We start from the raw sequence: 25,153 nt of genomic DNA on the forward strand, positions 1-25,153 counted from the left end.
CTCCCACTTGACGATGACGGCCGGTTACGGGAATGTCTTTACCCTGGGGCTCGCGCCTTTGCCCCGATTGGCCATCGAATTGCCACAGGGAGATGCGCATGGCACACCCACAGCAAGACGTCCTCTCGACGGTCGTGCGCTGGCTGGAGGCCGGCGAGCGGGTCTGGCTCTGTACCATCCTTGAAACCTGGGGCTCTTCGCCCCGACCCGCGGGTTCGATGCTGGCTGTCACGGCATCGGGGGCCTGGGCCGGGTCGGTGTCTGGAGGATGCCTGGAAGAGGACCTGCTGCATCGGGCGGCGTCGCTCGAGGCGGGTGATGCACCGCGGGTGATTGACTACGGCATTTCCAACGCCGATCAGGGGCGCTTCCGGCTGCCCTGTGGCGGACGTATCCGTCTGTTGGTGGAGCCACTGCGTTGCATCGAGCACCTGGAGCCGCTGGCCGGGCTGGTGGCGGCCATGGAGTGCAACCAGGCGGTTCGACGCAGTGTGACCCTTGAAGACGGAGCGGTCATCGTCGAAAGCGGAGGTGACTGGGCCACCGGCATCCACGAAGACGACACCGGTGTGCATCACGTCATCGGCCCGGAGTGCCAGCTGCTGCTGGTCGGGGCGGGCGAGGTGGCGTCCCATGTCGCCGTATTTGCGCGGCGCTGCGGGTTTGCGGTGACGCTCTGCGAACCCCGCGAAACCTTCCTCAAGGGCTGGCAGGATGACGATACGCCCGTCGTGACGGCCCTGCCGGATGATCTGATCATGCAATCCTACAGCGACCGCTTCAGTGGCGTACTGGCACTGGCCCACGATCCGCGTGTGGATGACCTGGCGCTGCTGGCCGCCCTGCGGGCCGACTGCTTCTACGTGGGTGCCATGGGTTCCCGTGAGACCTCCCGGGCCCGACGTGAGCGCCTGATCTCCCTGGGGCTGGATGATGTCCGGCTCGAGCAGTTGCACGCCCCCATCGGCATCGCCATCCGCAGCAAGACACCGGCGGAAATCGCCGTTTCGATCATTGCGGATCTGGTGGACGCCCGACACCGTTTGCTGGCCGACGACAGCTCACTATAATAGCCGCCAAATGCAGGCGGAAACCGTTCTTTCCGGGCCCGCCTGCCCCGTATCGCCGTCGTTGCCGGAGTCGCCATGTTCGATGTTACCCGTTACGCCCGGGTTGCCCAGTCGCTGATCGAGGCGGGCCAGTTCCTGTACGCCAATGGCTGGTCGCCGGCCACCAGCTCCAATTACTCCGCCCGCATTGACGACGACCACGTCGCCATCACGGTTTCCGGCCGCCACAAGGGACAGCTGGCGGCCGGTGACATCATGGTGGTGGACCTGGACGGACGTCCGGTGCAGAGCGCCACCAAAGCCTCGGCGGAAACCCTGCTGCACACCGTGCTGTACCGGCAGTTTCCCGAGGTGGGCGTGGTGCTGCATACGCATTCGGTCAACGCTACGGTGTTGAGCCGGGCTCTGGCGGATGCCGGCCGGCTGGAGCTGCGCGACTACGAGTTGCAGAAAGCGTTTCCGGGGATAAGCACCCACGAAACGGCCCTGACCGTGCCGATTTTCGACAACACCCAGGACATTGACGCCCTGTCGCGTGAGACCGCCGACTGGTTCGCGGCTCACCCGGAGCAGCCGGGTTATCTCATCCGCGGGCACGGCCTTTATACCTGGGGAAAGACCATGGCAGACTGTTTGCGCCATGTGGAAGCATTTGAGTTCCTGTTCGCCTGTGAACTGGAAATGATGAGGGTGACACGATGACAACGCTGCGAATCTATCGCGAACAACAGCCGGATCAGCCGGAGGTGCTGACCGAATCGCCCGAGGAGATCCAGCGGCTGCTGGGTGAGCAGGGCGTACGCTTCGAGCAGTGGCCGACCCGCGACCTGCCGGCCAACGCCAGCCAGGACGACATCCTGACCGCCTACGCCGACGAGGTGGCGCGCCTGCAAGCGGAGTGTGGCTTCCAGACCGCTGATGTGGTCAGCCTGACCGCCGACAACCCCAATAAGGAGGCGGCGCGCCAGAAATTCCTGGACGAGCACACCCACAGCGAAGACGAAGTCCGCTTCTTCGTGCGCGGTCAGGGCCTGTTCTACCTGCACTTCGGCGACAGGGTCTACGCGGTGCTGTGTCAGAAGAACGACCTGATCAGCGTGCCCGACGGCACCCGCCACTGGTTTGATATGGGGCCCGAGCCAGAATTCACCTGCATCCGCCTGTTCTCCAATCCCGACGGCTGGGTGGCGAGCTTCACCGGCGAGGACATCGCCAGCCGCCTGCCGCGCTATGAAGGCATGCTGGGAGCGGCCGGATGATCCGGGTTGTCGTCACCGATATTGAAGGCACGACCAGTTCCATCTCTTTCGTGCACGAGGTGCTGTTTCCCTACGCCACCGAGCACATGGCGGCGTTCGTGCGGGAACACGCCGGCGAGCCGGAAGTAAGGGCCCAACTGGATGCGGTCGCCGAACAGAGCGGTCGCGATGCGGGGGATCTGGATGCCCTGGTGGCGGAGCTGCAACAGTGGATCGCGGAAGACCGCAAGGCGACACCCCTGAAAACACTGCAGGGCATGATCTGGGAACACGGCTACCGCAGCGGTGATTTCCAGGGCCATATCTACGATGACGCCGCCGATAAACTGCGCGAATGGCACGACCGCGGCCTGCGACTCTACGTCTACTCGTCCGGCTCCGTGCAGGCCCAGAAGCTGCTGTTCGGCCACAGCCGCTGCGGTGATATGACGCCGTTCTTCAGCGGCTATTTCGATACCCGCATCGGCGCCAAGCGCGAACCGTCGGCCTATCAGGCGATCCTGGAAGAGCTGGGCGTGGAGCCTGCGACCGTGCTGTTCCTGTCCGACGTGGAAGCGGAACTGGCCGCCGCCGACAGCACCGGCATGGCCACCGTCCTCCTGGTTCGCGATGGCGAGCCGCAAGAGAGCGAGTACCGGGTCGCCCGGAATTTCGCGGAGGTGGACGCACTGATTGCAGAGATCGACGAATACCATCCCTGATGGTCCCGCTGCGCCATTGGGGCGCCGATTACGTACACTGAACATGACGGGGCAGGGCCGAACCCCCTGCCGATCATGCGCTGCTGTGTCGGATCCGGAATCGTGCGTCTTCTGAGTATTGCGTTGTTATCAGTCGCCGTGGGTTTGCTGGCGGGGTGCAATCCCTTCTCCGCACCCACGGACATGATGGACGAGTACGTCGAGCGGGTCGCCCGCGTGCTCGACGAAGACGCGCATCTGTCGCCCATCCCCGTGGCCGACCTGTTCCCGCGCCGTCGGGAGCGCCGCCTGCCGATGCCCGAGCTGGATCTGGGCATGCTCGACTTTCTTTCCCTGTATGGCTGCGAACTGCAGGTGGTTGTGGGCGAGCGCAATTCGGGCCTGGGGCGGGTGATGCAGCCGTCCAACGTGTTGCGCTACGAAGTGCGTTTTATCAACGCCGCCGAAGACTGCCTGCCGACCCTGGCCGAGAAGAAAGAGCTGCAGGCCGCCGTCCGCCAGGCGCGCCGCTCCAAGATCGACAGCCTGCCCATCGCCATCTGGAACGCCACCTGGGCGACCGAGGAAATCGAGCGCCTGTTCACCCGCACCGAGGGCGTCTATCCGCTGGACGCGACCGGGGCCACGGTCGACGACCTGACGACGGACGTGAACCTCATGAATGCCCGCTTGTCAGCGTTGCTGGCCGGCCGCACCGGCACCGATCTGGGCTTCCTCGACAACGTCCAGCAGCGCTGGCAGGCAGAGGACCGCCTGGGGCAGCTGATCAAGAGCGCGTTGCTGCTGACGACCCGTCTGAACGACGCCGCTGACCTGGTCGAGCGGCGCCTGGCGGACTATCCCCTGTGCCTGAACGGCAAGACCAATCCGGACGCCGACATCGCCAGGAACATGTTCTACGCGGTGTACGCCGAGCGGGTGCAACCTTACATGGCGGCGGTGGATCGGGCCCGTGTCGGCCTGGTGGCAGGATTTGCCGAGCTGGCGGCTATGCAGCAGGCGGTGATGCCCGAGGCATTCGGGCCGTATTACCGCCGTTACCTGAAGCAGAGTGGTGACGAGAGTATCTGGGCCGGGCTCGATACCGCGGTGCAGCGCCACACGGAGAGCTGGCAGCGCCTGCTCAAACAGTGCGGGATGACGCCTGGGGCGAGCTGACGCCCGGTTAGATCCTGCGCCCCGTGTGAGGCCCGGCGGATCAGCGCTGGCTTTCCGGCGTGACCCGCAGGATTTCCTCGATGGTGGTCTCGCCGGCCGCCACTTTCTGCGCGCCGCTGAGGCGCAGCGAGCGCATGCCATCCTTGTAGGCGCCGATGCGCAGTTGCTCCAGGTCACAGCCGTCGTCTACCTGGCTGCGCAGGGCCGGCGACAGCTGCAGGATCTCGTAGACCCCGGCGCGGCCACGGTAGCCCGTGTTGCGACATTCGAGACAGCCGCCGGGCGCGAAGACGCTGCTGGGCCTGGGCGCTTTCCAGGGCCGCGTCAGGTCGGTCCAGGCCTTTTCGTCGATCTCCGCCGGCTGCTTGCAGCTGGGGCAGAGCGTCCGGACCAGCCGTTGGGCCATCACCCCCAGGACCGTCGCCCGAATCAGGTAGGACGGAATGCCCAGCTCAATCAGGCGGGTGATGGCGCTGGGGGCGTCGTTGGTGTGCAGGGTGGAGAGCACCAGATGGCCCGTGAGCGCCGCCTGGACGGCCATCTCCGCGGTCTGCAAATCGCGGATCTCGCCCACCATGATGATGTCCGGGTCCTGGCGCAGCAGTGCTCGGACGCCGGCCGCGAAGCTCAGCTCGATGCTGTGCTGCACCTGCATCTGGTTGAAAGCCGGCTCCACCATCTCGATGGGGTCCTCGATGGTGCAGATGTTGACCTCCGGCGTGGCCAGCTGCTTGAGCGTGGAGTAGAGCGTGGTGGTCTTGCCCGACCCGGTGGGGCCGGTGACCAGCACGATGCCGTGGGGCTGCTCGGTCATCGCTTTCCAGCGCTGGATGTCTTCCTTGCTGAAGCCGAGCTGGTCGAACCCTTTGAGCAGCACATCCGGATCGAAGATCCGCATGACCATCTTCTCGCCGAACGCCGTAGGCATGGTGGCCAGACGCAGCTCCACTTCGCTGTTGTCCGGCTTGCGGGTCTTGATGCGGCCGTCCTGGGGTTTGCGTTTTTCCGCCACGTTGAGACGCCCCAGGATCTTCAGGCGACTGACCACCGCAACGCCCACCTGATCGGGGAACTCGTAGACATTGTGCAGCACGCCGTCGATGCGGAAGCGCACCTGGGTAATCTCCCGGCGCGGCTCAATGTGGATATCGCTGGCGCGTTGGTCGAACGCGTATTGCAGCAGCCAGTCGACGATCTTGACCACGTGCTGGTCGTTGGCGTCCGGGTTTTCGTTCTCCCCGAGATCCAGCAACTGCTCGAAATTATGCAGGTTAGCGGCGCCCTGCTTGGTTGCGCCACTGGCTTTGCTGACGGAACTGGCAAGCTGGTAGAACTCGACGGTAAAGCGGCGAATGCCTTCCGGGTTGGCGACCACCCGTTTGATGTCCTTCTTCAGGACCTGGCCCAGGTTGCTTTCCCAGTCGGACTTGAAGGGTTCGGCGCTGGCGATCCAGATTTCCTCCGGATGGATCTCCACCGCCAGGATGCCGTGGCGCTGGGCGAAGGCGTAGGACATCACTTTGGAAATGGCCGCCACGTCAATCTTCAGCGGATCGATGTGGTAGTAGGGCTGTTCCGCCCATTCGGCCAGCCATTGCGTCAGCCGTTCCAGGTCCAGTTTGCGTTGCGACTGCCGGCTCACCAGACCTGCTTCGGCAATCACCGTCAGCGGGTGTCGCTTGGCAGCGTCCGCGCCCAGGTTGGCCGTCAGCACCCGTTCCGCATCCTCCTGGGCAATCAGTCCCTGTTCCACCAGGGCGGTGCAGACATCGCGCAGGGTCAGTGATGTGCGCGCAGGAGCGGGGAAAGTGGCGGTGGGCATGGCGTTAGGACAACTCCGGCCGGTTGAGTTTCAGGTGCACCATAGCAGAAACGAACAGTGCCAGGGTGAGCGTCGCGCCCAGCACGGGGGCGAGTGCGCCCTGGCTGAGCCAACTGCCGACGACGAACTGGGTGAAGTAGAAAATCAGCACAAAGGCCAGCCAGATCAGGCCCCGGTTGTGGCCGCGCCAGACCGCCGGCGTGAAAAACACCAGTGGCAGCAGCTTGACGGACAGGATCAGCGGCAGGGAAATGGCCGGATCCGGTGCCGGGTAAAAGGTGGTCGCGACCAGCATCACCAGCAGGGCCGCGAACAGCCACTGGCAGACGTGTCGGGACAGGCGGGCGCGGGGCGACTGCAGCATCGGCTTATCCCGTCAGCTTCGCGGCCAGGCGGGCCAGGCGCTCGCCCAGGGTCTGGCAGATGGTTTTTTCGTCCTCGGTGAGCGGCCTGGGCTGATCGGTTCCCGCCCAGTGACTGGCGCCGTATGGGGTGCCGCCGGCGTCGGTTCGGGACAGGGCGGGCTCAGTGTAGGGGACGCCCGTGATCAGCATGCCGTGGTGGAGCAGCGGGATCGCCATCGACAGCAGTGTGGCTTCCTGCCCGCCGTGCAGGCTGCCGGTCGACGTGAACAGGGAGGCCGGTTTATCCACCAGGGCGCCGTTGAGCCAGAGATCGCCGGTGCTGTCGAGGAAATGCTTGAGCGGGGCCGCCATGTTGCCGAAACGGGTGGCGCTGCCCAGGGCGAGGCCGGCGCAGTGGCGCAGCTCTTCGGTGGTGCAGTAAACGGCGCCATCAGCGGGGACCGGTGGCGCGCTGGCTTCGGTGTCGGGGGACACCGGCGGCACCGTCCGGACGCGGGCTTCGAGACCCTGGCGTTCGATACCACGGGCGACCTGCAACGCCATCTCCGCCGTGTGGCCGCCCCGGCTGTAGTAAAGCACAAGAATGTAGGGGGATTCGCTCATCGTGGTGCCTCAGAGAATGTCCAGAACCGCTTCCGGCGGGCGGCCCAGGGCGGCCTTGCCGTTGTGGATGACAATCGGCCGTTCGATCAGTTTGGGGTGGCTGACCATGGCCTCGATGATCTGCTCGTCGCTGAGGCTGGCGTCCGACAGGCCCAGTTCCTTGTAGACGGATTCGCCCTTGCGCAGTAGCTCGCGGGCGGCCAGGCCCAACTGGCTCAGGACGTCCCGCAGTTCGTCGGCGGTCGGCGGTGTTTCCAGGTAGCGGATCACCTCCGGCTGGATGCCTTTCTCTTCCAGCAGGGCCAGGGTCTGGCGGGATTTCGAGCAGCGCGGATTGTGGAAAATGCGGGTGGCTTCTGTCATCGTTTCTGCCTTGATTCAGGTTGTTCCGAAAGCGTCAGCAAGCAGTCTAACAGGAGGCATGGGGTTGCAGTACATTCAAAGGGTTAAACGGTGCGGGCGGCTTCTGGTGACGGGCTGTATCCTGGTGCTGCTGGCCGCCTGCGACCGCGCCGCGTTCGAGGATGCGCGCGGCGATACCCTGAACTGGGATGACTTGCGCGGCCAGTGGGTGGTGGTCAACTACTGGGCCGAGTGGTGCAAGCCCTGCCTGGAGGAAATTCCCGAGCTGAACCGGCTGGATCGTTCCGAGCGCATCACTGTGCTGGGGGTGAACTTCGATGGTATCACCGGTCAGCCCCTGCGTGACGTGGCGCGCAAGATGGACATTGATTTCCGGCTGCTCGCAGAGGATCCGGGGCCCAAGCTGGGCTGGGATCTGCCGGTGGGCCTGCCGGCGTCGTTCGTGGTCAACCCGGACGGGGAGCTGGTGGAAACCCGTTTTGGCGCCCAGACCGAAGACGGTTTGATGGAGCTGATGCAGCCGTGAATTTCAAGCGCGATTTGTCCCGGTCGCGCTGATAGAATGGCCCACCATCCCGACAACATTTTCAGTACAGAGCCCGATAATCGCCCCATGTCGAATACTTTCGTACACCTGCGCGTTCACTCCGAATATTCCCTGGTCGACGGCCTGGTCCGCATCAAGCCGTTCATCAAGCAGGTAGCCGACCTGGGCATGCCCGCGGTCGGTCTGACCGAGCAGTCGAACATGTGCTCGCTGGTGCGTTTCTACAAGGCGGCCATGGGCGCCGGCATCAAGCCCATCATCGGCGCCGACATCTGGCTGAGCAATCCGGATGAGCCGGAGAAACCCTTCCGCCTGACCTTGATGGCCCGCAACGAGAAGGGCTACCTGCACCTGACCGAGATCATCTCCCTGGGTTACACCGATGGCCAGCTGCACGGCGTGCCGATCGTCGAACGCGAGTGGCTGGAAGCGCGTGCCGAGGGACTGATTGCCCTGTCCGGCGCCAAGCAGGGCGACGTGGGCCGGGCGCTGCTGGCCGGCAAGAAAGAGCTCGCCCGGGAGCGCGCCGAATACTGGCAGCGCCTGTATCCCGACGCCTATTACCTGGAGCTGCAGCGCACCGGCCGCCCGGGGGATGAGGACTGCCTGCACCTGAGCGTTGAACTGGCGGATGCCCTGGAACTGCCGGTGGTCGCCACCAACGACGTGCACTTCCTCAAGCAGGAAGACTTCGAGGCCCACGAGGCCCGGGTCTGCATCGGCGAGAGCCGGACCCTGGACGATCCGCGCCGCGAACGCCGCTTCAGCGACCAGCAGTACCTGCGCAGTGCCGATGAGATGATCGAACTGTTCTCGGACATTCCCGAGGCGATCGAGAATACGGTCGAGATCGCCCGCCGCTGCAGCGTCAAGGTGCGCATGGGCGAGTACTTCCTGCCGGATTACCCGATCCCCGATGGCATGACCATGGACGAGTTCTTCCGCAAGGTGTCGGAAGAGGGGCTGGAAGACCGGCTGTCGCGAACCATCTTCAAGGACGATCCGGACTACGAGGAAAAGCGCGCCGCCTATTACAAGCGGCTGAACTTCGAGCTGGATATCATCATCCAGATGGGGTTCCCGGGCTACTTCCTGATCGTTATGGACTTCATCAAGTGGGCCAAGAACAACGGCGTGCCGGTTGGCCCCGGGCGGGGTTCCGGTGCCGGCTCGCTGGTCGCCTATGCCCAGCAGATTACCGACCTGGACCCGCTGGAATACGATCTGCTGTTCGAGCGTTTCCTCAACCCGGAGCGGGTTTCCATGCCCGACTTCGACGTCGACTTCTGCATGGAAGGCCGTGACCGGGTCATCGATTACGTGGCCGAGAAGTACGGCCGGGCCGCGGTCTCCCAGATCATCACCTTCGGTACCATGGCGGCCAAGGCCGTGGTGCGCGATGTGGCGCGGGTGCAGGGCAAGTCCTACGGGCTGGCGGACAAACTGTCCAAGATGATCCCCTTCGAGGTGGGGATGACCCTGGACAAGGCCATCGAGCAGGAAGAGCAGCTGCGCGACTTCCTGAAACAGGACGAGGAAGCCCAGGAAATCTGGGAAATGGCCCTCAAGCTGGAGGGCGTGTGCCGGAACGCCGGTAAGCACGCCGGTGGCGTGGTCATCGCTCCCACCAAGATCACCGACTTCTCGCCACTCTACTGCGACGAGGAGGGCGGCAGTCCGGTCACCCAGTTCGACAAGGGCGACGTGGAGGAGGCCGGGCTGGTCAAGTTCGACTTCCTGGGGCTGCGGACCCTGACGATCATCGACTGGGCCCTGGCGATGATCAATCCCAAGCGGGAGAAACAGGGCGAGGCGCCGCTGGACATCGGCAAGATCCCGCTGGACGACGTGCCGTCGTTCGACATGCTCAAGAAGGCCGAAACCACCGCGGTGTTCCAGCTGGAATCCCGTGGCATGAAGGACCTGATCCGCCGTCTGCAGCCAGACTGCCTGGAAGACATGATCGCCCTGGTGGCCCTGTTCCGTCCGGGCCCGCTGCAGTCGGGGATGGTGGACGACTTCATCGACCGGAAGCACGGTCGCCAGCCCATGTCGTTCCCGCACCCGGATTACCAGTACGACGGTCTGCAGCCGGTCCTGGAGCCCACCTACGGGGTTATCCTGTACCAGGAGCAGGTCATGCAGATCGCCCAGGTGATGGCGGGCTATACCCTGGGTAACGCCGACATGCTGCGCCGGGCCATGGGTAAGAAAAAACCCGAGGAGATGGCCAAGCAGAAGCAGTTCTTCCTGGAAGGCTGCGAGAACAACGGCATCGAGAAGACGCTGGCCGAAAACATCTTCGACCTGGTTGAGAAGTTCGCCGGTTACGGCTTCAACAAATCCCACTCCGCCGCCTACGCGTTCGTGTCCTACCAGACGCTCTGGCTCAAGGCGCATTACACCGCCGAATTCATGGCGGCGGTTCTGACCGCCGATATGCAGAACACCGACAAGGTGGTGACGCTGGTCGAGGAGTGCCGCAATCTCAAGCTGGACCTGGTGCTGCCGGATGTCAGCACCTCCGAATACACCTTCACTGTTAACGAAGACGGGCAGGTGGTTTATGGCCTCGGCGCGATCAAGGGGCTGGGCGAAGGCCCGATCCACAGCATCGTCGAGGCGCGCAAGGAAGGCGGGGCCTTCAAGGACATGTTCGATTTCTGCCAGCGCGTCGACCTCAAGCGGGTCAACAAGCGGGCGATCGAGGCGCTGATCCGCGCCGGAGCCATGGACAAGCTGGGTCCCAACCGGGCGCAGATGATGGCCAGCATCGACAAGGCGGTGCAGCAGGCCGGCCAGCAGTCCCGTAACGAATCGGTGGGCATGATGGACATGTTCGGGGAAACCCTCGACAGCAGCCATGTCGACCCGTTCGAGGAAGTACGCAAAATCCGCGAATGGCCGGAGAAAGAGCGCCTTAAGGGGGAAAAGGATACCCTGGGGCTTTATCTGACCGGGCATCCGTTCGACGAGTACGAGAAAGAGGTGCGCCGTTTTGCCCGGCAGGCCATCGCCGATCTCAAGCCTGGCAAGGCGCCGCAGCGACTGGCTGGGCTGGTGGTGGCGATGCGGACCATGAAAAACAAGCGCGGCCAGACCATGGCGTTCGTGACGCTGGACGACCGTTCGGCACGGATCGAGGCGACGCTGTTCTCCGAGACGTTCAACGACAACCGCGATCTGCTGCAGTCGGACGAAGTGGTCGTGCTCGACGGCACGGTCAGCCACGATGACTATTCCGGATCCCTGAAAGTGCGGGTTAGCGACGTCATGGACGTTGCCACTGCCCGTCAGCGCTACAGCCGCGGTTTGCAGATGTTCCTGTCCGCCGGCCAGTTGGGCAACGGCCTGCTGGAAAAGCTGGATCAGACGCTGCAGCCCTACCGCGGAGGCGAAGGGTGTCCGGTCTGGATCAATTACCAGAGTGAACAGGCGCGCACGCGAATCCAGTTGGGGGAAGGCTGGCGTATCCAGCCAAACGACGATTTGCTGCTAAACTTGCGACATCTTGTTGGCGATAAAGCGGTGCAGCTGGTTTACGACTAGTTTTATTACGACTAATGTCGGTGCCGTAATCCGCCGCCATATGAGCGGGTTATACCAAGGTCCGCTTTCTATGGGCGTCTGCGCCTGTTAGCGTTGCGCCTAACAGTAGACTTAGGCGTCTCGGACGTCGCCTCAGAGCCATTGACGACGGAAGACCATGAATCCCAATTACCTGGATTTTGAACAGCCGATTGCCGACCTCGAAGCCAAGATCGAAGAGCTGCGCCTCGTCGGTAACGACAGTGAGCTGAACATCTCGGACGAAATCAATCGTCTCAAGAACAAGAGCTTCAGCCTCACCGAAAGCATTTTCTCCAACCTCACGCCGTGGGACATTGCGCGACTGGCGCGTCATCCGCGCCGTCCGTACACCCAGGATTACATCGACCTGGTGTTCGACGATTTTGACGAGTTCCACGGCGACCGCAAGTACGCCGACGACATGGCGATCATCGGCGGCACGGCGCGTCTGGACGGCCAGCCGGTGATGATCATCGGTCACCAGAAGGGGCGTGAGGTCAAGGACAAGGTCAAGCGCAACTTCGGCATGCCGCGGCCTGAAGGCTACCGCAAGGCCCTGCGTCTGATGGAGATGGCGGAGCGTTTCCGTCTGCCCATCCTGACCTTCATCGATACCCCGGGTGCCTATCCCGGTATCGGCGCCGAAGAGCGTGGCCAGAGCGAAGCGATCGCTTACAACCTGGCGGTCATGTCGCGCCTGAAAACGCCGGTGATCGCGACGGTGATCGGCGAGGGCGGCTCCGGCGGCGCGCTGGCGATCGGTGTGTGCGATCGGCTCTACATGCTGCAGTATTCCACCTACTCGGTCATTTCCCCGGAAGGCTGCGCGTCGATTCTGTGGAAGAGCGCGGAGTATGCGGCCCAGGCGGCGGAAGCCATGGGTGTTACCGCCAGCCGCCTGCAGGAGCTGAACCTGGCCGACGAGGTGATCTCCGAGCCGCTGGGTGGTGCCCACCGCGATCCGGACGAGATGGCCCGATCCCTCAAGGAACAGCTCAAGGCCGGCCTGGCGGAGCTGGGCGCCCTGTCCACCGAGGATCTGGTAAGCCAGCGCTACGAGCGCCTGACCGCCTATGACACAGGCCGGTAACCGGTCCGATCCCTCCTCATGGCCCGCCGGCTTGCGGCGGGCCATGGCCTCCATCCCTGAATCCCGTTCCCTGTGCGTCGCCCTCAGCGGTGGCCTGGACTCTGTCTTTCTGCTGCATGCGGTGGCCGGCTGGTTTGCCGGGCGCGCGGACGTCCAGGTGGGCGCCTTGCACATCAATCATGGGTTGCAGGCGGCGGCGGACGATATGGAGGCACTGTGCCGGCGGCTTTGTGCTGATCTGGGCGTCGAGCTGACGGTGGCCCGCGTCGCCGTCGATACCGGGCGTGACAGTCTCGAGAACACGGCGCGTGAGGCTCGATACGGGGCCTTTGCCAGACACCTGGCAGCCGGGCAGATTCTGCTGCAGGCGCATCATGCCAACGACCAGGCGGAAACGGTGCTGTTCCGGCTGGTGCGTGGCAGCGGTGTCCGTGGGCTGGCGGGGATTCCCGCTGCCCGAACGCTGGGGGCTGCCAGCGTGTTCCGGCCGTTGCTGCCGATTGCGCGTGCTGAGCTGGAAAGCTGGGCCCTCGCCTGGGGGCTGGACTGGTTTGACGACCCCACCAACTCCGATACCCGCATCGATCGCAACTACCTGCGCCATCGTGTACTGGCGCCCCTGCTGGAGCGCTGGCCGGGGGCGCTGGCCACGCTGGCCCGCAGCGCCCGGCAAAGCGCGGAGGCCGACCGGCTGGCGGCGCGTCTGGCGGCGCTCCAGCGGGACACGGTCGAGGATGGGCAAGGGCGCCTCAGCGCCCCGGAGCTGGTCCGCATGGCCCTTTGCGAACGCAAAAATCTGCTACGCTGGTGGTTGATCGATCGCGGCTTCGAACCGCCCGCGGCAAGCCGGCTGGAGCAGGGGCTGCAGGATCTGCTGCAGGCCGGCGAGGATCGGGTCCCGGCGCTGGTGGGCACCGGCTACCGGGTGCTGCGATACCAGGGGCGACTGTATTGCGTGGCCGACCGGCCGACACCACCGCTTGAGCCTCTGCCATGGCACACGGCTGAGCCGCTCGTCTGGGCTGGTGGGCGCCTGAGCGTCTCCGGCGCGGATCCCGGATTGCGGCTGACGGTCACCGCACGGCGTGGGGGCGAGCGACTGCGCCCGGTGGCGAGTGGTGGGAGTCGTCCGCTCAAGAAATGGTTGCAGGAGCAGGGCGTGCCGCCCTGGGAAAGAGAGCGCATTCCGCTGCTCTGGAAGGACGGAGAACTGGTGGCGGTCGCCGGGTTATGGGTATCCCCGAGCTTGCGCGACGCGTCAGAATCTGCGTCATGGCGGATTGTCTGGGACGGGGATTGTCGTTGAGTAAACAAGGGGCTTCTGGTACTCTGGTGTCCCATCTTGAGATGACAATCTCCCCCCTTCACCGAACCAGATAAATCACACGGAAACTGCATGACGCGTTATATTTTCGTCACCGGCGGTGTCGTGTCCTCATTGGGCAAAGGTATCGCATCGGCTTCCCTTGCGGCCATCCTTGAGGCGCGCGGCTTAAAGGTCACCATTCTCAAGCTGGATCCCTACATCAACGTTGATCCCGGCACCATGAGTCCCTTCCAGCACGGGGAAGTGTTCGTGACCGAGGATGGCGCCGAGACCGACCTGGACCTTGGCCACTATGAGCGATTCATCCGTACCCCGATGAGCCGCCGCAACAACTTCACCACCGGACGCGTCTACGAAGAGGTGATCCGCAAGGAACGTCGTGGCGATTACCTCGGCGGTACCGTTCAGGTGATCCCGCACATCACCGATGAGATCAAGCGTCGTGTTATCGAAGGTGCCGCCGGTGCCGACGTGGCACTGATCGAGATCGGCGGTACCGTGGGTGACATTGAATCCCTGCCGTTCCTGGAAGCGACCCGTCAGCTCAAGGTCGAAGTCGGGCCGCGTCGCGCGCTGTTCATGCACCTGACCCTGGTGCCCTACATCGCCACCGCAGGCGAAGTGAAAACCAAGCCGACCCAGCACTCGGTGAAGGAAATGCGCTCCATCGGCCTGCAGCCGGACATCCTGCTGTGCCGCTCCGAGCACGAGGTGGACGTCAGCTCCCGCCGCAAGATCGCGTTGTTCACCAACGTGGAAGAGCGTGCGGTTATCCCGATGCAGGACGCCAAGTCCATTTACGCCATTCCGCGCATGCTGCACGAGCACAACCTGGATGAGCTGATCATCGAGCGGTTCGGCCTGGAGAACGACGCCGGCGCCGCGGATCTGTCCGAGTGGGACGCCGTGGTCGACGCCCAGCTCAACCCGGAAGGCGAAGTGACCATCGCCATGGTCGGCAAGTACATGGAGCTGCTGGACGCCTACAAGTCCCTGATCGAATCGCTGCTCCACGCCGGCATCAAGACCCGCACCAAGGTCAACATCAACTACATCGATTCCGAGGACATCGAGCGTGACGGCACCGGCGCGCTGGAGTCCGCGGATGCCATCCTGGTCCCCGGCGGCTTCGGCGAGCGCGGTGTGGAAGGCAAGATCGAAACCGTGCGCTACGCCCGTGAAAACAAGGTGCCGTACCTCGGTATCTGTCTGGGTATGCAGGTGGCGGTCATCGAGTACGCCCGTAACGTGGCTGGCCTGACCGATGCGCACAGCACCGAGTTCCGCGCCCAGACGTCAGCGCCGGTGGTTGGTCTGATCACCGAATGGCTCGACGCCAGCGGCGAGAAGGAGCAGCGCGATGCCGCCTCCGACCTGGGCGGCACCATGCGCCTGGGTGCCCAGGATTGCGTGCTGACTGACGATTCCACCATCGCCAAGTGCTATGGCCGCAAGGTCATCCGCGAGCGCCACCGCCACCGCTATGAGGTGAACAACGGTTTCCTGCCGCAGCTGCAGCACGCCGGTCTGCGCATCGCCGGGCACTCAACCGACGGCAAGCTGGTGGAAGTAGTCGAAGTGGCGGACCATCCCTGGTTCGTGGCGTGTCAGTTCCACCCGGAATTCACCTCGACGCCGCGCGACGGCCACGCCTTGTTCAAGGGCTTCGTCGAAGCCGCCATGGCGCGTAAACAGGCACGTTGATACCCTGCGCCGGCCGAGCCATCGGCCGGCGCCCTTGTTTTAACCGCAGGAGCGAAAGCCCGCCATGTCCCAGAAAACCATCACGGTTGCGGACCTCTCCATTTCCAACGATCGCCCGTTCGTGCTGTTCGGCGGCATGAACGTCCTTGAGTCCCGCGACCTGGCCCTGGAAGTGGCCGAAGCCTACGTGGAGGTGACCCGTCGGCTGGGTATTCCCTACGTGTTCAAGGCCTCCTTCGACAAGGCCAATCGGTCCTCGATTCACTCCTTTCGTGGCCCCGGCCTGGATGCCGGCATGGAAATCCTGAAGGACATCAAGGACAAATTCGGTGTACCGGTGATCAGTGACGTGCACGAACCCTGGCAGGCCCAGCCTGCGGCGGAAGTGTGCGAAGTGATCCAGTTGCCGGCGTTCCTCAGCCGACAGACCGACCTGGTCGAGTCCATGGCCCGGACCGGTGCGGCGATCAACATCAAGAAGGCCCAGTTCCTGGCTCCCCAGGAAATGAAGCACATCATCAACAAGTGTCGCGAGGCGGGGAACGATCGCGTCATCCTGTGCGAGCGCGGCACCAGTTTTGGCTACAACAACCTGGTGGTCGACATGCTGGGCTTCGGCATCATGAAAGCCATGGAGTACCCGGTGCTCTTCGACGTCACCCACGCTCTGCAGATGCCCGGTGGCCGCGCCGATTCCGCCGGCGGGCGGCGTGCACAGGTGGCCGAGCTGGCACGGGCCGGCATGTCTCAGGGACTGGCCGGGCTGTTCCTGGAAGCGCACCCGGATCCGGAGAACGCCAAGTGCGATGGCCCCTGTGCGCTGCGTCTGGACCAGCTCGAACCGTTCCTGAAACAGGTCAAGGCCATCGACGACCTGGTCAAGGGCTTCGAGCCCCTGGATACGGCCTGAACCTTCTCTCAAATCCTGAATTTTCCAATTCCGATAAACCTAAATTCTGGAGAAAACAGCATGACCAAGATCGCGGATATCAAAGCGCGCGAAATCCTTGATTCCCGTGGCAACCCGACGGTTGAAGCGGACGTTATCCTTGAGTCCGGCACCATCGGCCGCGCCTGTGCGCCTTCCGGCGCTTCCACCGGTTCCCGCGAGGCGCTGGAACTGCGTGACAAGGACGCTTCCCGTTACATGGGCAAGGGTGTCACCAAGGCGGTTGCAGCCGTCAACACCCGTATCCGCGACGCCCTGACCGGTTTTGATGCGGCCGATCAGCGTGGCCTGGACCAGGTGATGCTGGATCTGGACGGTACCGAGAACAAGGCCAACCTGGGCGCCAACGCTATCCTGGCGGTTTCCCTGGCCGCCGCGAAAGCCGTTGCCGCCGAGCGTAAGGTGCCGCTGTACGCCCACATCGCCGAGATCAACGGCACGGCCGGTCAGTACTCCATGCCGGTCCCGATGATGAACATTCTCAACGGCGGTGAGCATGCCGACAATAACGTTGATATCCAGGAGTTCATGATCCAGCCGGTGGCGGCGTCTTCTTTCTCTGAAGCCCTGCGTATTGGCGCGGAAGTGTTCCACAACCTGAAGAAGGTGCTGCAGGCGAAAGGCCTGAACACCGCCGTGGGCGACGAGGGCGGCTTTGCGCCGGACCTGCCGTCCAACGAAGGTGCCCTGGCCGTGATCAAGGAAGCGGTGGAGAAGGCCGGCTACGAGCTGGGCAAGGACATCACCCTGGCGCTGGACTGCGCGTCTTCCGAATTCTACCGCGATGGCAAGTACGACCTGTCCGGTGAAGGCAAGCAGTACGACGCCGAAGGCTTTGCCGACTATCTGGCCGGCCTGTGCGACAGCTACCCGATCGTGTCCGTCGAAGACGGCATGGACGAGAGCGACTGGGACGGCTGGGCAATCCTGACCAAGAAGGTCGGTGACCGCGTGCAGCTGGTGGGTGACGACCTGTTCGTGACCAATACCAAGATCCTCAAGCAGGGCATCGATCAGTCCATCGGCAATTCCATCCTGATCAAGTTCAACCAGATCGGCAGTCTGAGCGAGACCCTGGACGCCATCAAGATGGCCCAGGATGCCGGTTACACCGCGGTGATCTCACACCGTTCCGGTGAAACCGAGGACACCACCATCGCGGACCTGGCCGTGGCCACCTGCGCCGGCCAGATCAAGACCGGCTCCCTGTGCCGCTCGGATCGTGTCGCCAAGTACAACCAGCTGCTGCGTATCGAAGAGGAGCTGGCAGGCAAGGCACCTTACCGTGGCCTTAAGGAAATTAAAGGGCAGGGTTAATCGCGCCTGATCGAAATTTAGGCTAGACTCTGTTCGAACTTCCGATTACAGCGCGCTGATTGCGCGCTGTTTTTGTCTCAATCAGGAAAATCGAATGAAAGCGTTGTGGACCGTCATGGCTGTTATGGTCGTCCTTCTGCAGGCTCGCCTGTGGATCGGCGAGGGCAGCTTTGCGCAGGTCTGGCAGCTGCAACAGAAGATCGATGTGCAGAAGGCCGAGAACGCCAAGCTCGCCAACCGCAATGAGCGGCTCTACGCCGAGGTGCGCAACCTGCGCGGTGGGCAGGGCGCCATTGAGGAGCGGGCGCGGATGAATCTTGGTCTGATCCGTGAAGACGAAACTTTTTTCCTGGTGGTCGAGCCCTAATGCGGTGTTGCCGATGCAACACCTCATGAGCGACCAGATCCTCGGATAGCCCCATGATACAACCCCGACACTGGCTTGTTGTGCCGGCTGCCGGCATTGGCCAGCGCATGGCCGCTGATCGCCCCAAACAATACCTGCAGATCCGGCAACGTTTCATCCTCGATATCACCCTGTCCCGCCTGCTTGATACCGGCTGGTTCGCCGGTGCCATGGTGCCGCTGCATCCCGATGACCCCTGGTTCCAGCGTACCGAGAGTGCCCGTGATTCCCGGGTGCGCACCTGCGTGGGCGGCGTCGACCGGGCCGATTCGGTGATGGCGGGACTGGACGCCCTGCAGGGCGAACTGGCGAAGGACGACTGGGTGCTGGTCCATGACGTGGCGCGCCCCTGTGTGGCGACGGCGGATCTACGGCGGCTGCTGGACGAGCTGCAGAACAGTGACGTCGGCGGTTTGCTGGCGGCAAGGGTGTCCGACACGATCAAGCGTCAGAGTGCACAGGCGGCCGAGGTGGCCGAGACCGTCGACCGGTCGCCGCTGTGGCGCGCGTTTACGCCGCAACAGTTTCGCTTTGGCCTGCTGCGCGAGGCACTGAAGTCGGCCCTGGCCACCGGCGCCGCCATCACGGACGAGGCGTCCGCGGTGGAGGCGCTGGGCCTGGCGCCCCGACTGGTTGAGGGACGCACCGACAACATCAAGGTCACCGTGCCTGAAGACCTGGCACTGGCGGGCTGGATTCTCGAACATTTGGAACACTGAACCCATGCGAATCGGTCAAGGTTACGACGTGCACGCGTTCTGCGACGGTGACAGCATCGTTGTCGGCGGCGTGCGTATTCCCCACACCCGGGCGATCAAGGCCCACTCCGACGGTGATGTCCTGCTCCACGCGATTGCCGACGCGCTGCTGGGGGCAGCCGCCCTGGGCGACATCGGCCACTTTTTCCCGGATACCGACGACCAGTGGCGCGGCGCCGACAGCCGGGAGCTGCTGCGGGCGGTGCACCAGGCGGTACGCGCCGAAGGCTACCGGGTGGCCAATATCGACAGCACGATTATTGCCCAGAAACCGAAGATGGCCGGCCATATTCCGCAAATGCGAGCCCACATTGCGGCCGATCTGGAACTCCCTGAGTCTGCGGTGAGCGTCAAGGCGACCACCACAGAAAAGCTTGGCTTCACCGGACGGGAAGAGGGTATCGCCAGCGAGGCGATCTGTTTGCTGCTGGACGCGCCGGCATGACGGCCTGGCGACTGGACTGGCCCACCGCCCACGGCGAGCGGCTGGGGACGGCGGTACTGCGGGCGACACCCGAGGATTTCCGGGTGGAGGAGATCGTCGAGTCGCCGTTCTCCGGCGACGGCGAGCATCTTTGCCTGTACCTGGAGAAGCGCGGCGATAACACTGAGTATGTCGCGCGGGAGCTCGCCAGACTGGCCGGGACGCGGCCTTTTGACGTGAGCTTTTTCGGCCTCAAGGACCGCCACGCCGTCACCCGGCAGTGGTTCAGTCTGTATCGTCCCGGACGTGCGGATGACGCCGACCTGATCCGGGCGGTCGGGGAGCGCTGGAGCGTGCTGGAACAGACCCGCCACCAGCGCAAACTGCGGCGTGGGGAGCACGACGGCAACCGGTTCCAGTTGCGGCTGACCGATGTCCGGGCGGACCGGGCCGCCGTGGACGAGCGCCTTGCCCGGATACGCGACGAGGGCGCGCCCAACTATTTCGGCCCCCAGCGTTTCGGGCACCAGGGCAATAACCTGGACCGCGCCGTGGCCGACGGTGGACGGCCGCGGCGCGGTCGCAACTTCAAAGCCGGAATGGCCTTTTCCGCGGCCCGGTCATGGCTGTTTAATGAAGTGCTGGCAGAAAGGGTGGGGCAAGGTAACTGGCGCCATATGCTGGACGCTGATCCCTGGAGCGACGAGCCTAGCGGTCCGCTCTTGGGCGACGGCGGCACCAGTGCCAACGGCGAGCTGGCAGCGCTGGAGCGCGAGGTGGTGGAGCGCCACCCGGCCATGGCGGCCGTGTTCAGCCAGACCCGCATGAAACCGGAACGGCGTGCCCTGCAACTGCCGTTCAGTGAACTGACCTGGACCTGGCCGGCGGGCGATTGCCTGGTCCTGTCCTTCCGGCTGGCGCCGGGCGGCTACGCCACCGCACTGGTGGCTGAATTTATTGAAACCGTTGGTGGCGAGGGTCCCGCAAACGCGGCATCATAAGGGGTTATCGAAGCCGTCCTGCCATGCGCGGATGGCTCATTCCGACCGACGGAAGGGAACGAAACGGAGACTGATGTGCGCATTCTGCTGGCGAACGATGATGGCGTCCATTCACCGGGCCTGAAGGTCCTCTACGACGGCCTGGCGGGGCTTGGCGAGATTCGCGTTGTGGCTCCCGACCGGGATCACAGCGGTGCCAGCAACTCGTTGACGCTGAATCGCCCGCTTACCGTGGAATCCCACCCCCACGGCTTCCTGTCCGTCGACGGCACGCCCACCGACTGCGTCCATCTGGCGGTGAACGGTCTGTTCGAGGAGCGCTTCGACCGGGTGGTTTCCGGTATCAACACCCACGCCAACCTGGGCGACGACATTATCTATTCCGGTACGGTGGCGGCGGCGACCGAAGGACGCTCGCTGGGGATGCCCGCGATCGCCGTTTCGCTGGTCAATGAGGGCCACTGGCATTACGAAACGGCGGCCCGGGCCGTGCGAACCCTGCTGGAGAAAGAAGCCTCGCTGGCACTGGGACCGCGTTGCCTCCTGAACGTCAATGTCCCGGACATCCCCTGGGAACAGGTGGCCGGATTCCAGGTCACGCGCCTGGGGCATCGTGGCCGGGGCGAGTCGGCCATTCCCATGACCTGCCCGCGGGGCAAGAAGCGCTACTGGATCGGGGCCGCCGGGGAAGGGGACGACGCCGGACCCGGCACCGATTTTCACGCGGTGCGCCACAACTATGTCTCCGTAACGCCGATCCAGGTGGACATGACGCGCCACGAGGCCCTGGACTCGCTGCGCAACTGGCTGGAGGCAGAACACTGATGGTTGCAGAGTTGCAGGGGATCGGCATGACATCGCGCCGGACCCGGATGCGATTGATTCAAAGGCTCAGGGAGTCGGGCATAGGCGACGAGCGGGTGTTGACCGCCCTGGCGGAGACGCCTCGCCATATCTTCCTCGATGAGGCCCTGGCACATCGAGCCTACGAAGACACGGCGCTGCCCATCGGTTATCAGCAGACCCTGTCCCAACCCTATATCGTGGCCCGGATGACGGAAGTGCTCATGGCCAGCCAGCCATCGAAGGTACTGGAGCTGGGCACGGGGTCCGGGTATCAGACGGCGATCCTGGCGCAACTGGTTGACGAGGTGTACAGCGTCGAGCGCATCAACCCGTTACTGAACAAGGCCCGCGAGCGCATGCGCACTTTGCAGCTGCGTAATACCCACCTGAAACTGGCGGGGCAGGAGATGGGATGGCCGGAGAATGGCCCTTACGACGGCATCATCGTTACCGCCGCGCCGGCGCAGTTGCCGGAAGAGCTGCTGCCGCAACTGGCCGACGGCGGCGTTATGGTCGTGCCCATCGGTGAGGACACCCAGGTGCTGACCCGGGTTGAACGCCAGGGTGATGACTTCGATATTACCCAAATGGAACCGGTCCGCTTCGTCCCCCTGCTGGGCGGGGTGGTGCGATGACGGCCGGGAGGGAGCCGGCATCGCGCCGGCAGCACCCGGCGGGTATCGTGCTGCGCGGGCTGGCGATGGGCGCGGCCGACGTGGTTCCCGGTGTCTCCGGCGGAACGATTGCCTTTATTTCCGGGATCTACGTGCGGCTGCTGGACGCCATCAGTGCCTTTCCCCGCGCGGCCCTTGGCTCACTGCTGAAAGGCCGCGTGGCCGACTTCTGGCGTGACGTCGACGGCACCTTCCTGGTGTTACTGTTTGCCGGCATCCTGACCAGCATCGTGACCCTGGCCGGTGGCATTCGCTATGCCCTGGGCGAATACCCGGTCATGCTTTGGAGTTTTTTCTTCGGCCTGATTATCGCTTCGGCCTGGCATGTGGGTCGCCAGATCCAGCGCTGGGGAATCGGCCCTGTTGTGTTGCTCGTGCTCGGGGCTGCCGTGGCCTGGCTGGTCACACAGATGACGCCGGGGCAGACCCCGGTGACGGCCTGGACGCTGTTTGGAGCCGGCGCACTGGCCATCTGCGCGATGATTCTGCCCGGCATCTCCGGTAGCTTCATTCTGCTGATGCTGGGTATGTACGCGCCGATTCTGGCGGCCGTTAACGAAATGCAACTGGACCGGCTCGGATTGTTTGTGACAGGTTGTGTTGTCGGCCTGCTGTCCGTGGCGCAGTTGCTCTCCTGGGCGTTCCATCGCTATCGGGACGCCATGCTGGCACTGCTGACCGGCTTCATGCTGGGCGCTTTGAGCAAGGTCTGGCCCTGGAAAGAGGCGGTGAGCTGGCGCATCAATAGTCATGGCGAGCGCGTGCCCCTCGAGGAAGTGAACCTGTTGCCGGACACGTATGCCGCGGTGACCGGCCAGTCCTCGGCGCTGCTGGCAGCGGTAGTGCTCGCGCTGCTGGGCGCGGCCATCGTGTTGGGACTGGAATGGTTCGGCCAGCATAGCCGGAATGGCAAGGCCGCGGGTTGAGACGGCCTTTGAGGTGCGACATTTGAGGGCCTCGTCTCATCGAACCTGTCGAATTGTTACTTTTGAGTGTTACCGATCGGAACACATGAGAAAGTGACGTAACTTTAATCTGATTAAAAAATATGCAAAAAATTAGGGGCTTATATGGCACTCTTTAGGGGGTGCGCTATTTTTGAGACCGATTTGCGATAAAAAAGAAGCTGTTATATCCGTGAGCTCAGATGGCCGTACAGATGTTCGGGAACAGAACCAGACGGTTTCGCGCCTGAAGCACCCAATCCGACGTCGTGCGTCCCGTGGCCTGTTCTGCGGGATGCTGGCCCTGTTGATGCTGCTCACCGGCTGCAACACGGCGGATATCTATCGCGACGACCGTTATAACCCGCCCGTTTACTGGGGCCGTCACGTGGTCGAGCGTGGCGAGACTCTCTACAGCATTGCCTGGCGTTATGGGCGCGACTATCGCGAGCTGGGCAATGCCAATGGTATTGATCCGCCTTATACCCTCCAGGTCGGTCAGGTGATTCGTCTGGACGTGCGAGGGCATGCTCCTTCCGGAAGCGCCAAATCCTCAAGCCAGACCGCTTCCAGTTCCCGCTCCAGTGCCAAGGCTGCGGTCGCCAGTCGGCCGACGCCGAAACCGACGCCCTCGACGGCCCGGAAACCCAAGGTGGAAAAGGCGCCGCGCGCCGACCAGGCCCTGCCCAACCAGACCCAGACCGTGGCGCGTATTGAGTGGCGCTGGCCTAATGTTGGCCCTGTAATTGCAGGATACTCAACATCCGGAAAAGTCAACAAAGGCGTTGATATCTCCGGATCGGCGGGTGATCCGGTCAGGGCGGCGGCCAGCGGTAACGTGGTCTATGCGGGCAACGGTTTATTAGGGTACGGTAACCTGATCATCATCAACCACAACGAGCATTACCTGAGCGCGTACGCGCACAACCGCAAGATTTTGGTGCAGGAGGGTGAAAACGTCAGGGCGGGCCAGCTCATCGCCGAGATGGGCAGCAGCGGCGCCAATGGGACGAAGCTGCACTTTGAGATAAGAAAAAACGGGAATCCGGTGGACCCGACGCATTACCTGCCACCGCGATAACCGGAACTCTGGACCCGTCCGGCTGCTGGAAAGCATGTCATACAGCTGAAAAAGAAACATGTAATAAGCAGTTGAGAAGAACAGCAGGCGCTTGCCGAATAAAAAGAATGCCGGCAAGTGATAACAACCGGGGTTAAAAGGCGGGGCAATGACTATGTCAGCAGAGCGTGATGAACTCATTGTTGATCGGGTAGCCGATGAAGTTGAAGACGCTGAAGAGGAAACCGAAACCCTCAGCGGTGAATCCACCAACGAAAGCCAGACAGACGACACACCAGCCAGTGAAACGCCCGAACTGTCGAAAGCGACGGGGCGTTACTACACCAGCCAGAAACAGCTGGATGCCACCCAGCTCTATCTCAACGAAATCGGATTTTCGCCTCTGCTGACGCCGGAGGAAGAGGTCTATTTTGCGCGTCTGGCCCGTAAGGGCGAGGAGTCGGGCCGCAAGAGAATGATCGAGAGTAACCTGCGGCTGGTGGTCAAGATCGCCCGTCGTTACGTCAATCGGGGCCTCACGCTGCTGGACCTGATCGAGGAAGGCAACCTGGGCCTGATCCGGGCAGTCGAGAAGTTCGACCCCGAGCGGGGCTTCCGCTTCTCCACCTACGCTACCTGGTGGATCCGGCAGACCATTGAGCGCGCGATCATGAATCAGACGCGTACGATCCGGCTGCCGATTCACGTGGTCAAGGAGCTCAACCTTTATCTGCGAGCCGCCCGTGAGCTGACCCAGAAGCTGGATCACGAGCCGTCTGCGGAAGAAATCGCCAGCATGGTCGACAAGCCGGTGCATGACGTCAAGCGCATGCTGGGGCTCAACGAGCGTGTGACCTCGGTGGATACGCCGATCGGCAGCAGTGGTGAAAAGTCCCTGCTGGATACCGTCGCCGATGAAGGCGCTACGGACCCGGCCGACCTGTTGCAGGACACCAACATGCAGGGCTGCATCGAGCGCTGGCTGGATCAGCTCAGTGACAAGCAGCAGGAAGTGCTGTCCCGGCGCTTCGGCCTGCGTGGATACCAGACCAGCACGCTGGAAGAGGTGGGTCAGGAGATCGGCCTGACCCGCGAGCGGGTCCGCCAGATCCAGGTGGAGGCGCTGCGGCGGCTGCGTGAAATCCTGGAGAAGGAAGGGCTCTCCTGCACCACGCTGTTCAAATAGACGTCCGAT

The 25,153-nt window shown here is 63.4% G+C and carries 25 protein-coding genes; 21 read left to right on the top strand and 4 right to left on the bottom strand.

Annotated elements, in window-relative coordinates:
* The first annotated feature begins 98 nt into the window (after positions 1-98).
* The 5 genes from GQB00_RS00070 (at position 99) to GQB00_RS00090 (ending at position 4,188) form a co-directional block, all read left to right on the top strand.
* A complete protein-coding gene (locus GQB00_RS00070; protein ID WP_165854821.1) occupies positions 99-1,070 on the top strand; it encodes an XdhC family protein in 972 nt (323 codons plus the stop codon).
* A 75-nt stretch (positions 1,071-1,145) separates the two neighbouring features.
* On the top strand, positions 1,146-1,772 hold the full coding sequence (locus GQB00_RS00075) for a methylthioribulose 1-phosphate dehydratase (protein WP_165854822.1): 627 nt from the start codon (positions 1,146-1,148) through the stop codon (positions 1,770-1,772).
* The gene (locus GQB00_RS00080) at positions 1,769-2,329 is read left to right on the top strand and encodes a 1,2-dihydroxy-3-keto-5-methylthiopentene dioxygenase (RefSeq protein WP_111496689.1); all 561 of its coding nucleotides are present in this window, start codon (positions 1,769-1,771) and stop codon (positions 2,327-2,329) included. Before GQB00_RS00075 ends, GQB00_RS00080 begins: the two co-directional genes overlap by 4 nt.
* Positions 2,326-3,030 carry an acireductone synthase gene (gene mtnC, locus GQB00_RS00085; protein ID WP_165854823.1) on the top strand — a complete coding sequence of 235 codons (705 nt, stop codon included), beginning with the start codon at positions 2,326-2,328 and terminating at the stop codon, positions 3,028-3,030. The genes GQB00_RS00080 and mtnC overlap by 4 nt, the downstream gene beginning before the upstream one ends.
* A 102-nt stretch (positions 3,031-3,132) precedes the next feature.
* Positions 3,133-4,188 carry a DUF3080 domain-containing protein gene (locus GQB00_RS00090; RefSeq protein WP_323127221.1) on the top strand — a complete coding sequence of 352 codons (1,056 nt, stop codon included), beginning with the start codon at positions 3,133-3,135 and terminating at the stop codon, positions 4,186-4,188.
* 40 nt (positions 4,189-4,228) lie between these two features.
* On the opposite strand, the gene GQB00_RS00095 is transcribed toward GQB00_RS00090, so the two are convergent.
* The 4 genes from GQB00_RS00095 to arsC are packed head-to-tail and all read right to left on the bottom strand — an operon-like array spanning position 4,229 to position 7,341.
* Positions 4,229-6,010 carry a GspE/PulE family protein gene (locus GQB00_RS00095; RefSeq protein WP_165854825.1) on the bottom strand — a complete coding sequence of 594 codons (1,782 nt, stop codon included), beginning with the start codon at positions 6,008-6,010 and terminating at the stop codon, positions 4,229-4,231.
* 4 nt (positions 6,011-6,014) lie between these two features.
* Positions 6,015-6,374: a DUF2069 domain-containing protein gene (locus GQB00_RS00100; RefSeq protein ID WP_111496685.1), complete on the bottom strand. Its 360-nt coding sequence runs from the start codon at positions 6,372-6,374 to the stop codon at positions 6,015-6,017.
* Positions 6,375-6,378: 4 nt separating this feature from the next.
* Positions 6,379-6,978 carry an NAD(P)H:quinone oxidoreductase gene (gene wrbA / locus GQB00_RS00105; protein ID WP_165854826.1) on the bottom strand — a complete coding sequence of 200 codons (600 nt, stop codon included), beginning with the start codon at positions 6,976-6,978 and terminating at the stop codon, positions 6,379-6,381.
* 9 nt (positions 6,979-6,987) lie between these two features.
* Positions 6,988-7,341, bottom strand: coding sequence for an arsenate reductase (glutaredoxin) (arsC, locus tag GQB00_RS00110; RefSeq protein WP_165854827.1), 354 nt, complete (start codon positions 7,339-7,341; stop codon positions 6,988-6,990).
* A gap of 106 nt (positions 7,342-7,447) precedes the next feature.
* Here arsC and GQB00_RS00115 point away from each other — a divergent pair, with 106 nt between their 5' ends.
* The 16 genes from GQB00_RS00115 (at position 7,448) to rpoS (ending at position 25,144) form a co-directional block, all read left to right on the top strand.
* Positions 7,448-7,867 (top strand): TlpA disulfide reductase family protein, encoded by a 420-nt coding sequence (locus tag GQB00_RS00115; RefSeq protein ID WP_323127222.1) that lies wholly within the window; start codon positions 7,448-7,450, stop codon positions 7,865-7,867.
* Between the two features lie 87 nt (positions 7,868-7,954).
* Positions 7,955-11,437, top strand: coding sequence for a DNA polymerase III subunit alpha (dnaE, locus tag GQB00_RS00120; protein WP_165854829.1), 3,483 nt, complete (start codon positions 7,955-7,957; stop codon positions 11,435-11,437).
* Between the two features lie 157 nt (positions 11,438-11,594).
* Positions 11,595-12,548: an acetyl-CoA carboxylase carboxyl transferase subunit alpha gene (gene accA / locus GQB00_RS00125; RefSeq protein WP_111496680.1), complete on the top strand. Its 954-nt coding sequence runs from the start codon at positions 11,595-11,597 to the stop codon at positions 12,546-12,548.
* A 43-nt stretch (positions 12,549-12,591) separates the two neighbouring features.
* Positions 12,592-13,854, top strand: a complete 1,263-nt coding sequence (tilS, locus tag GQB00_RS00130; RefSeq protein WP_165854830.1) for a tRNA lysidine(34) synthetase TilS — start codon at positions 12,592-12,594, stop codon at positions 13,852-13,854.
* A 90-nt stretch (positions 13,855-13,944) separates the two neighbouring features.
* Positions 13,945-15,579 carry a CTP synthase gene (locus GQB00_RS00135; RefSeq protein ID WP_111496678.1) on the top strand — a complete coding sequence of 545 codons (1,635 nt, stop codon included), beginning with the start codon at positions 13,945-13,947 and terminating at the stop codon, positions 15,577-15,579.
* Between the two features lie 64 nt (positions 15,580-15,643).
* A complete protein-coding gene (gene kdsA, locus GQB00_RS00140; protein WP_111496677.1) occupies positions 15,644-16,489 on the top strand; it encodes a 3-deoxy-8-phosphooctulonate synthase in 846 nt (281 codons plus the stop codon).
* A 60-nt stretch (positions 16,490-16,549) separates the two neighbouring features.
* The gene (eno, locus tag GQB00_RS00145; RefSeq protein WP_111496676.1) at positions 16,550-17,845 is read left to right on the top strand and encodes a phosphopyruvate hydratase; all 1,296 of its coding nucleotides are present in this window, start codon (positions 16,550-16,552) and stop codon (positions 17,843-17,845) included.
* 94 nt (positions 17,846-17,939) lie between these two features.
* The gene (gene ftsB / locus GQB00_RS00150; RefSeq protein WP_111496675.1) at positions 17,940-18,212 is read left to right on the top strand and encodes a cell division protein FtsB; all 273 of its coding nucleotides are present in this window, start codon (positions 17,940-17,942) and stop codon (positions 18,210-18,212) included.
* A 53-nt stretch (positions 18,213-18,265) separates the two neighbouring features.
* A complete protein-coding gene (ispD, locus tag GQB00_RS00155; protein ID WP_165854831.1) occupies positions 18,266-18,970 on the top strand; it encodes a 2-C-methyl-D-erythritol 4-phosphate cytidylyltransferase in 705 nt (234 codons plus the stop codon).
* 4 nt (positions 18,971-18,974) lie between these two features.
* Complete coding sequence (gene ispF / locus GQB00_RS00160; protein WP_165854832.1) at positions 18,975-19,454, top strand: 2-C-methyl-D-erythritol 2,4-cyclodiphosphate synthase; 480 nt, start codon at positions 18,975-18,977, stop codon at positions 19,452-19,454.
* Positions 19,451-20,434 carry a tRNA pseudouridine(13) synthase TruD gene (truD, locus tag GQB00_RS00165; protein WP_165854833.1) on the top strand — a complete coding sequence of 328 codons (984 nt, stop codon included), beginning with the start codon at positions 19,451-19,453 and terminating at the stop codon, positions 20,432-20,434. Before ispF ends, truD begins: the two co-directional genes overlap by 4 nt.
* Before the next feature lie 75 nt (positions 20,435-20,509).
* Positions 20,510-21,259, top strand: a complete 750-nt coding sequence (gene surE / locus GQB00_RS00170) for a 5'/3'-nucleotidase SurE (protein WP_111496671.1) — start codon at positions 20,510-20,512, stop codon at positions 21,257-21,259.
* Positions 21,259-21,915, top strand: coding sequence for a protein-L-isoaspartate(D-aspartate) O-methyltransferase (locus GQB00_RS00175; RefSeq protein ID WP_111496670.1), 657 nt, complete (start codon positions 21,259-21,261; stop codon positions 21,913-21,915). The genes surE and GQB00_RS00175 overlap by 1 nt, the downstream gene beginning before the upstream one ends.
* Positions 21,912-22,880, top strand: coding sequence for a DUF368 domain-containing protein (locus GQB00_RS00180; protein ID WP_228276636.1), 969 nt, complete (start codon positions 21,912-21,914; stop codon positions 22,878-22,880). Before GQB00_RS00175 ends, GQB00_RS00180 begins: the two co-directional genes overlap by 4 nt.
* A 313-nt stretch (positions 22,881-23,193) precedes the next feature.
* Positions 23,194-23,979 (top strand): peptidoglycan DD-metalloendopeptidase family protein, encoded by a 786-nt coding sequence (locus tag GQB00_RS00185; protein ID WP_165856468.1) that lies wholly within the window; start codon positions 23,194-23,196, stop codon positions 23,977-23,979.
* Between the two features lie 154 nt (positions 23,980-24,133).
* Positions 24,134-25,144, top strand: coding sequence for an RNA polymerase sigma factor RpoS (rpoS, locus tag GQB00_RS00190; RefSeq protein WP_165856469.1), 1,011 nt, complete (start codon positions 24,134-24,136; stop codon positions 25,142-25,144).
* The last annotated feature ends 9 nt before the right edge of the window (positions 25,145-25,153 follow it).

The organism is Marinobacter sp. JSM 1782161, assembly GCF_011421605.1.
Taxonomy (GTDB): domain Bacteria; phylum Pseudomonadota; class Gammaproteobacteria; order Pseudomonadales; family Oleiphilaceae; genus Marinobacter_A; species Marinobacter_A bohaiensis.

Excerpts from the sequence above, each read along its gene's own strand:
- GQB00_RS00070 (WP_165854821.1), top strand. The coding sequence starts at position 99 with ATGGCACACCCACAGCAAGACGTCCTCTCGACGGTCGTGCGCTGGCTG.
- GQB00_RS00075 (WP_165854822.1), top strand. The coding sequence starts at position 1,146 with ATGTTCGATGTTACCCGTTACGCCCGGGTTGCCCAGTCGCTGATCGAG.
- GQB00_RS00080 (WP_111496689.1), top strand. The coding sequence starts at position 1,769 with ATGACAACGCTGCGAATCTATCGCGAACAACAGCCGGATCAGCCGGAG.
- mtnC (WP_165854823.1), top strand. The coding sequence starts at position 2,326 with ATGATCCGGGTTGTCGTCACCGATATTGAAGGCACGACCAGTTCCATC.
- GQB00_RS00095 (WP_165854825.1), bottom strand. The coding sequence starts at position 6,010 with ATGCCCACCGCCACTTTCCCCGCTCCTGCGCGCACATCACTGACCCTG.
- GQB00_RS00100 (WP_111496685.1), bottom strand. The coding sequence starts at position 6,374 with ATGCTGCAGTCGCCCCGCGCCCGCCTGTCCCGACACGTCTGCCAGTGG.
- wrbA (WP_165854826.1), bottom strand. The coding sequence starts at position 6,978 with ATGAGCGAATCCCCCTACATTCTTGTGCTTTACTACAGCCGGGGCGGC.
- arsC (WP_165854827.1), bottom strand. The coding sequence starts at position 7,341 with ATGACAGAAGCCACCCGCATTTTCCACAATCCGCGCTGCTCGAAATCC.
- dnaE (WP_165854829.1), top strand. The coding sequence starts at position 7,955 with ATGTCGAATACTTTCGTACACCTGCGCGTTCACTCCGAATATTCCCTG.
- accA (WP_111496680.1), top strand. The coding sequence starts at position 11,595 with ATGAATCCCAATTACCTGGATTTTGAACAGCCGATTGCCGACCTCGAA.
- tilS (WP_165854830.1), top strand. The coding sequence starts at position 12,592 with ATGGCCTCCATCCCTGAATCCCGTTCCCTGTGCGTCGCCCTCAGCGGT.
- GQB00_RS00135 (WP_111496678.1), top strand. The coding sequence starts at position 13,945 with ATGACGCGTTATATTTTCGTCACCGGCGGTGTCGTGTCCTCATTGGGC.
- kdsA (WP_111496677.1), top strand. The coding sequence starts at position 15,644 with ATGTCCCAGAAAACCATCACGGTTGCGGACCTCTCCATTTCCAACGAT.
- eno (WP_111496676.1), top strand. The coding sequence starts at position 16,550 with ATGACCAAGATCGCGGATATCAAAGCGCGCGAAATCCTTGATTCCCGT.
- ftsB (WP_111496675.1), top strand. The coding sequence starts at position 17,940 with ATGAAAGCGTTGTGGACCGTCATGGCTGTTATGGTCGTCCTTCTGCAG.
- ispD (WP_165854831.1), top strand. The coding sequence starts at position 18,266 with ATGATACAACCCCGACACTGGCTTGTTGTGCCGGCTGCCGGCATTGGC.
- ispF (WP_165854832.1), top strand. The coding sequence starts at position 18,975 with ATGCGAATCGGTCAAGGTTACGACGTGCACGCGTTCTGCGACGGTGAC.
- truD (WP_165854833.1), top strand. The coding sequence starts at position 19,451 with ATGACGGCCTGGCGACTGGACTGGCCCACCGCCCACGGCGAGCGGCTG.
- GQB00_RS00175 (WP_111496670.1), top strand. The coding sequence starts at position 21,259 with ATGGTTGCAGAGTTGCAGGGGATCGGCATGACATCGCGCCGGACCCGG.
- GQB00_RS00180 (WP_228276636.1), top strand. The coding sequence starts at position 21,912 with ATGACGGCCGGGAGGGAGCCGGCATCGCGCCGGCAGCACCCGGCGGGT.
- GQB00_RS00185 (WP_165856468.1), top strand. The coding sequence starts at position 23,194 with ATGCTGGCCCTGTTGATGCTGCTCACCGGCTGCAACACGGCGGATATC.
- rpoS (WP_165856469.1), top strand. The coding sequence starts at position 24,134 with ATGTCAGCAGAGCGTGATGAACTCATTGTTGATCGGGTAGCCGATGAA.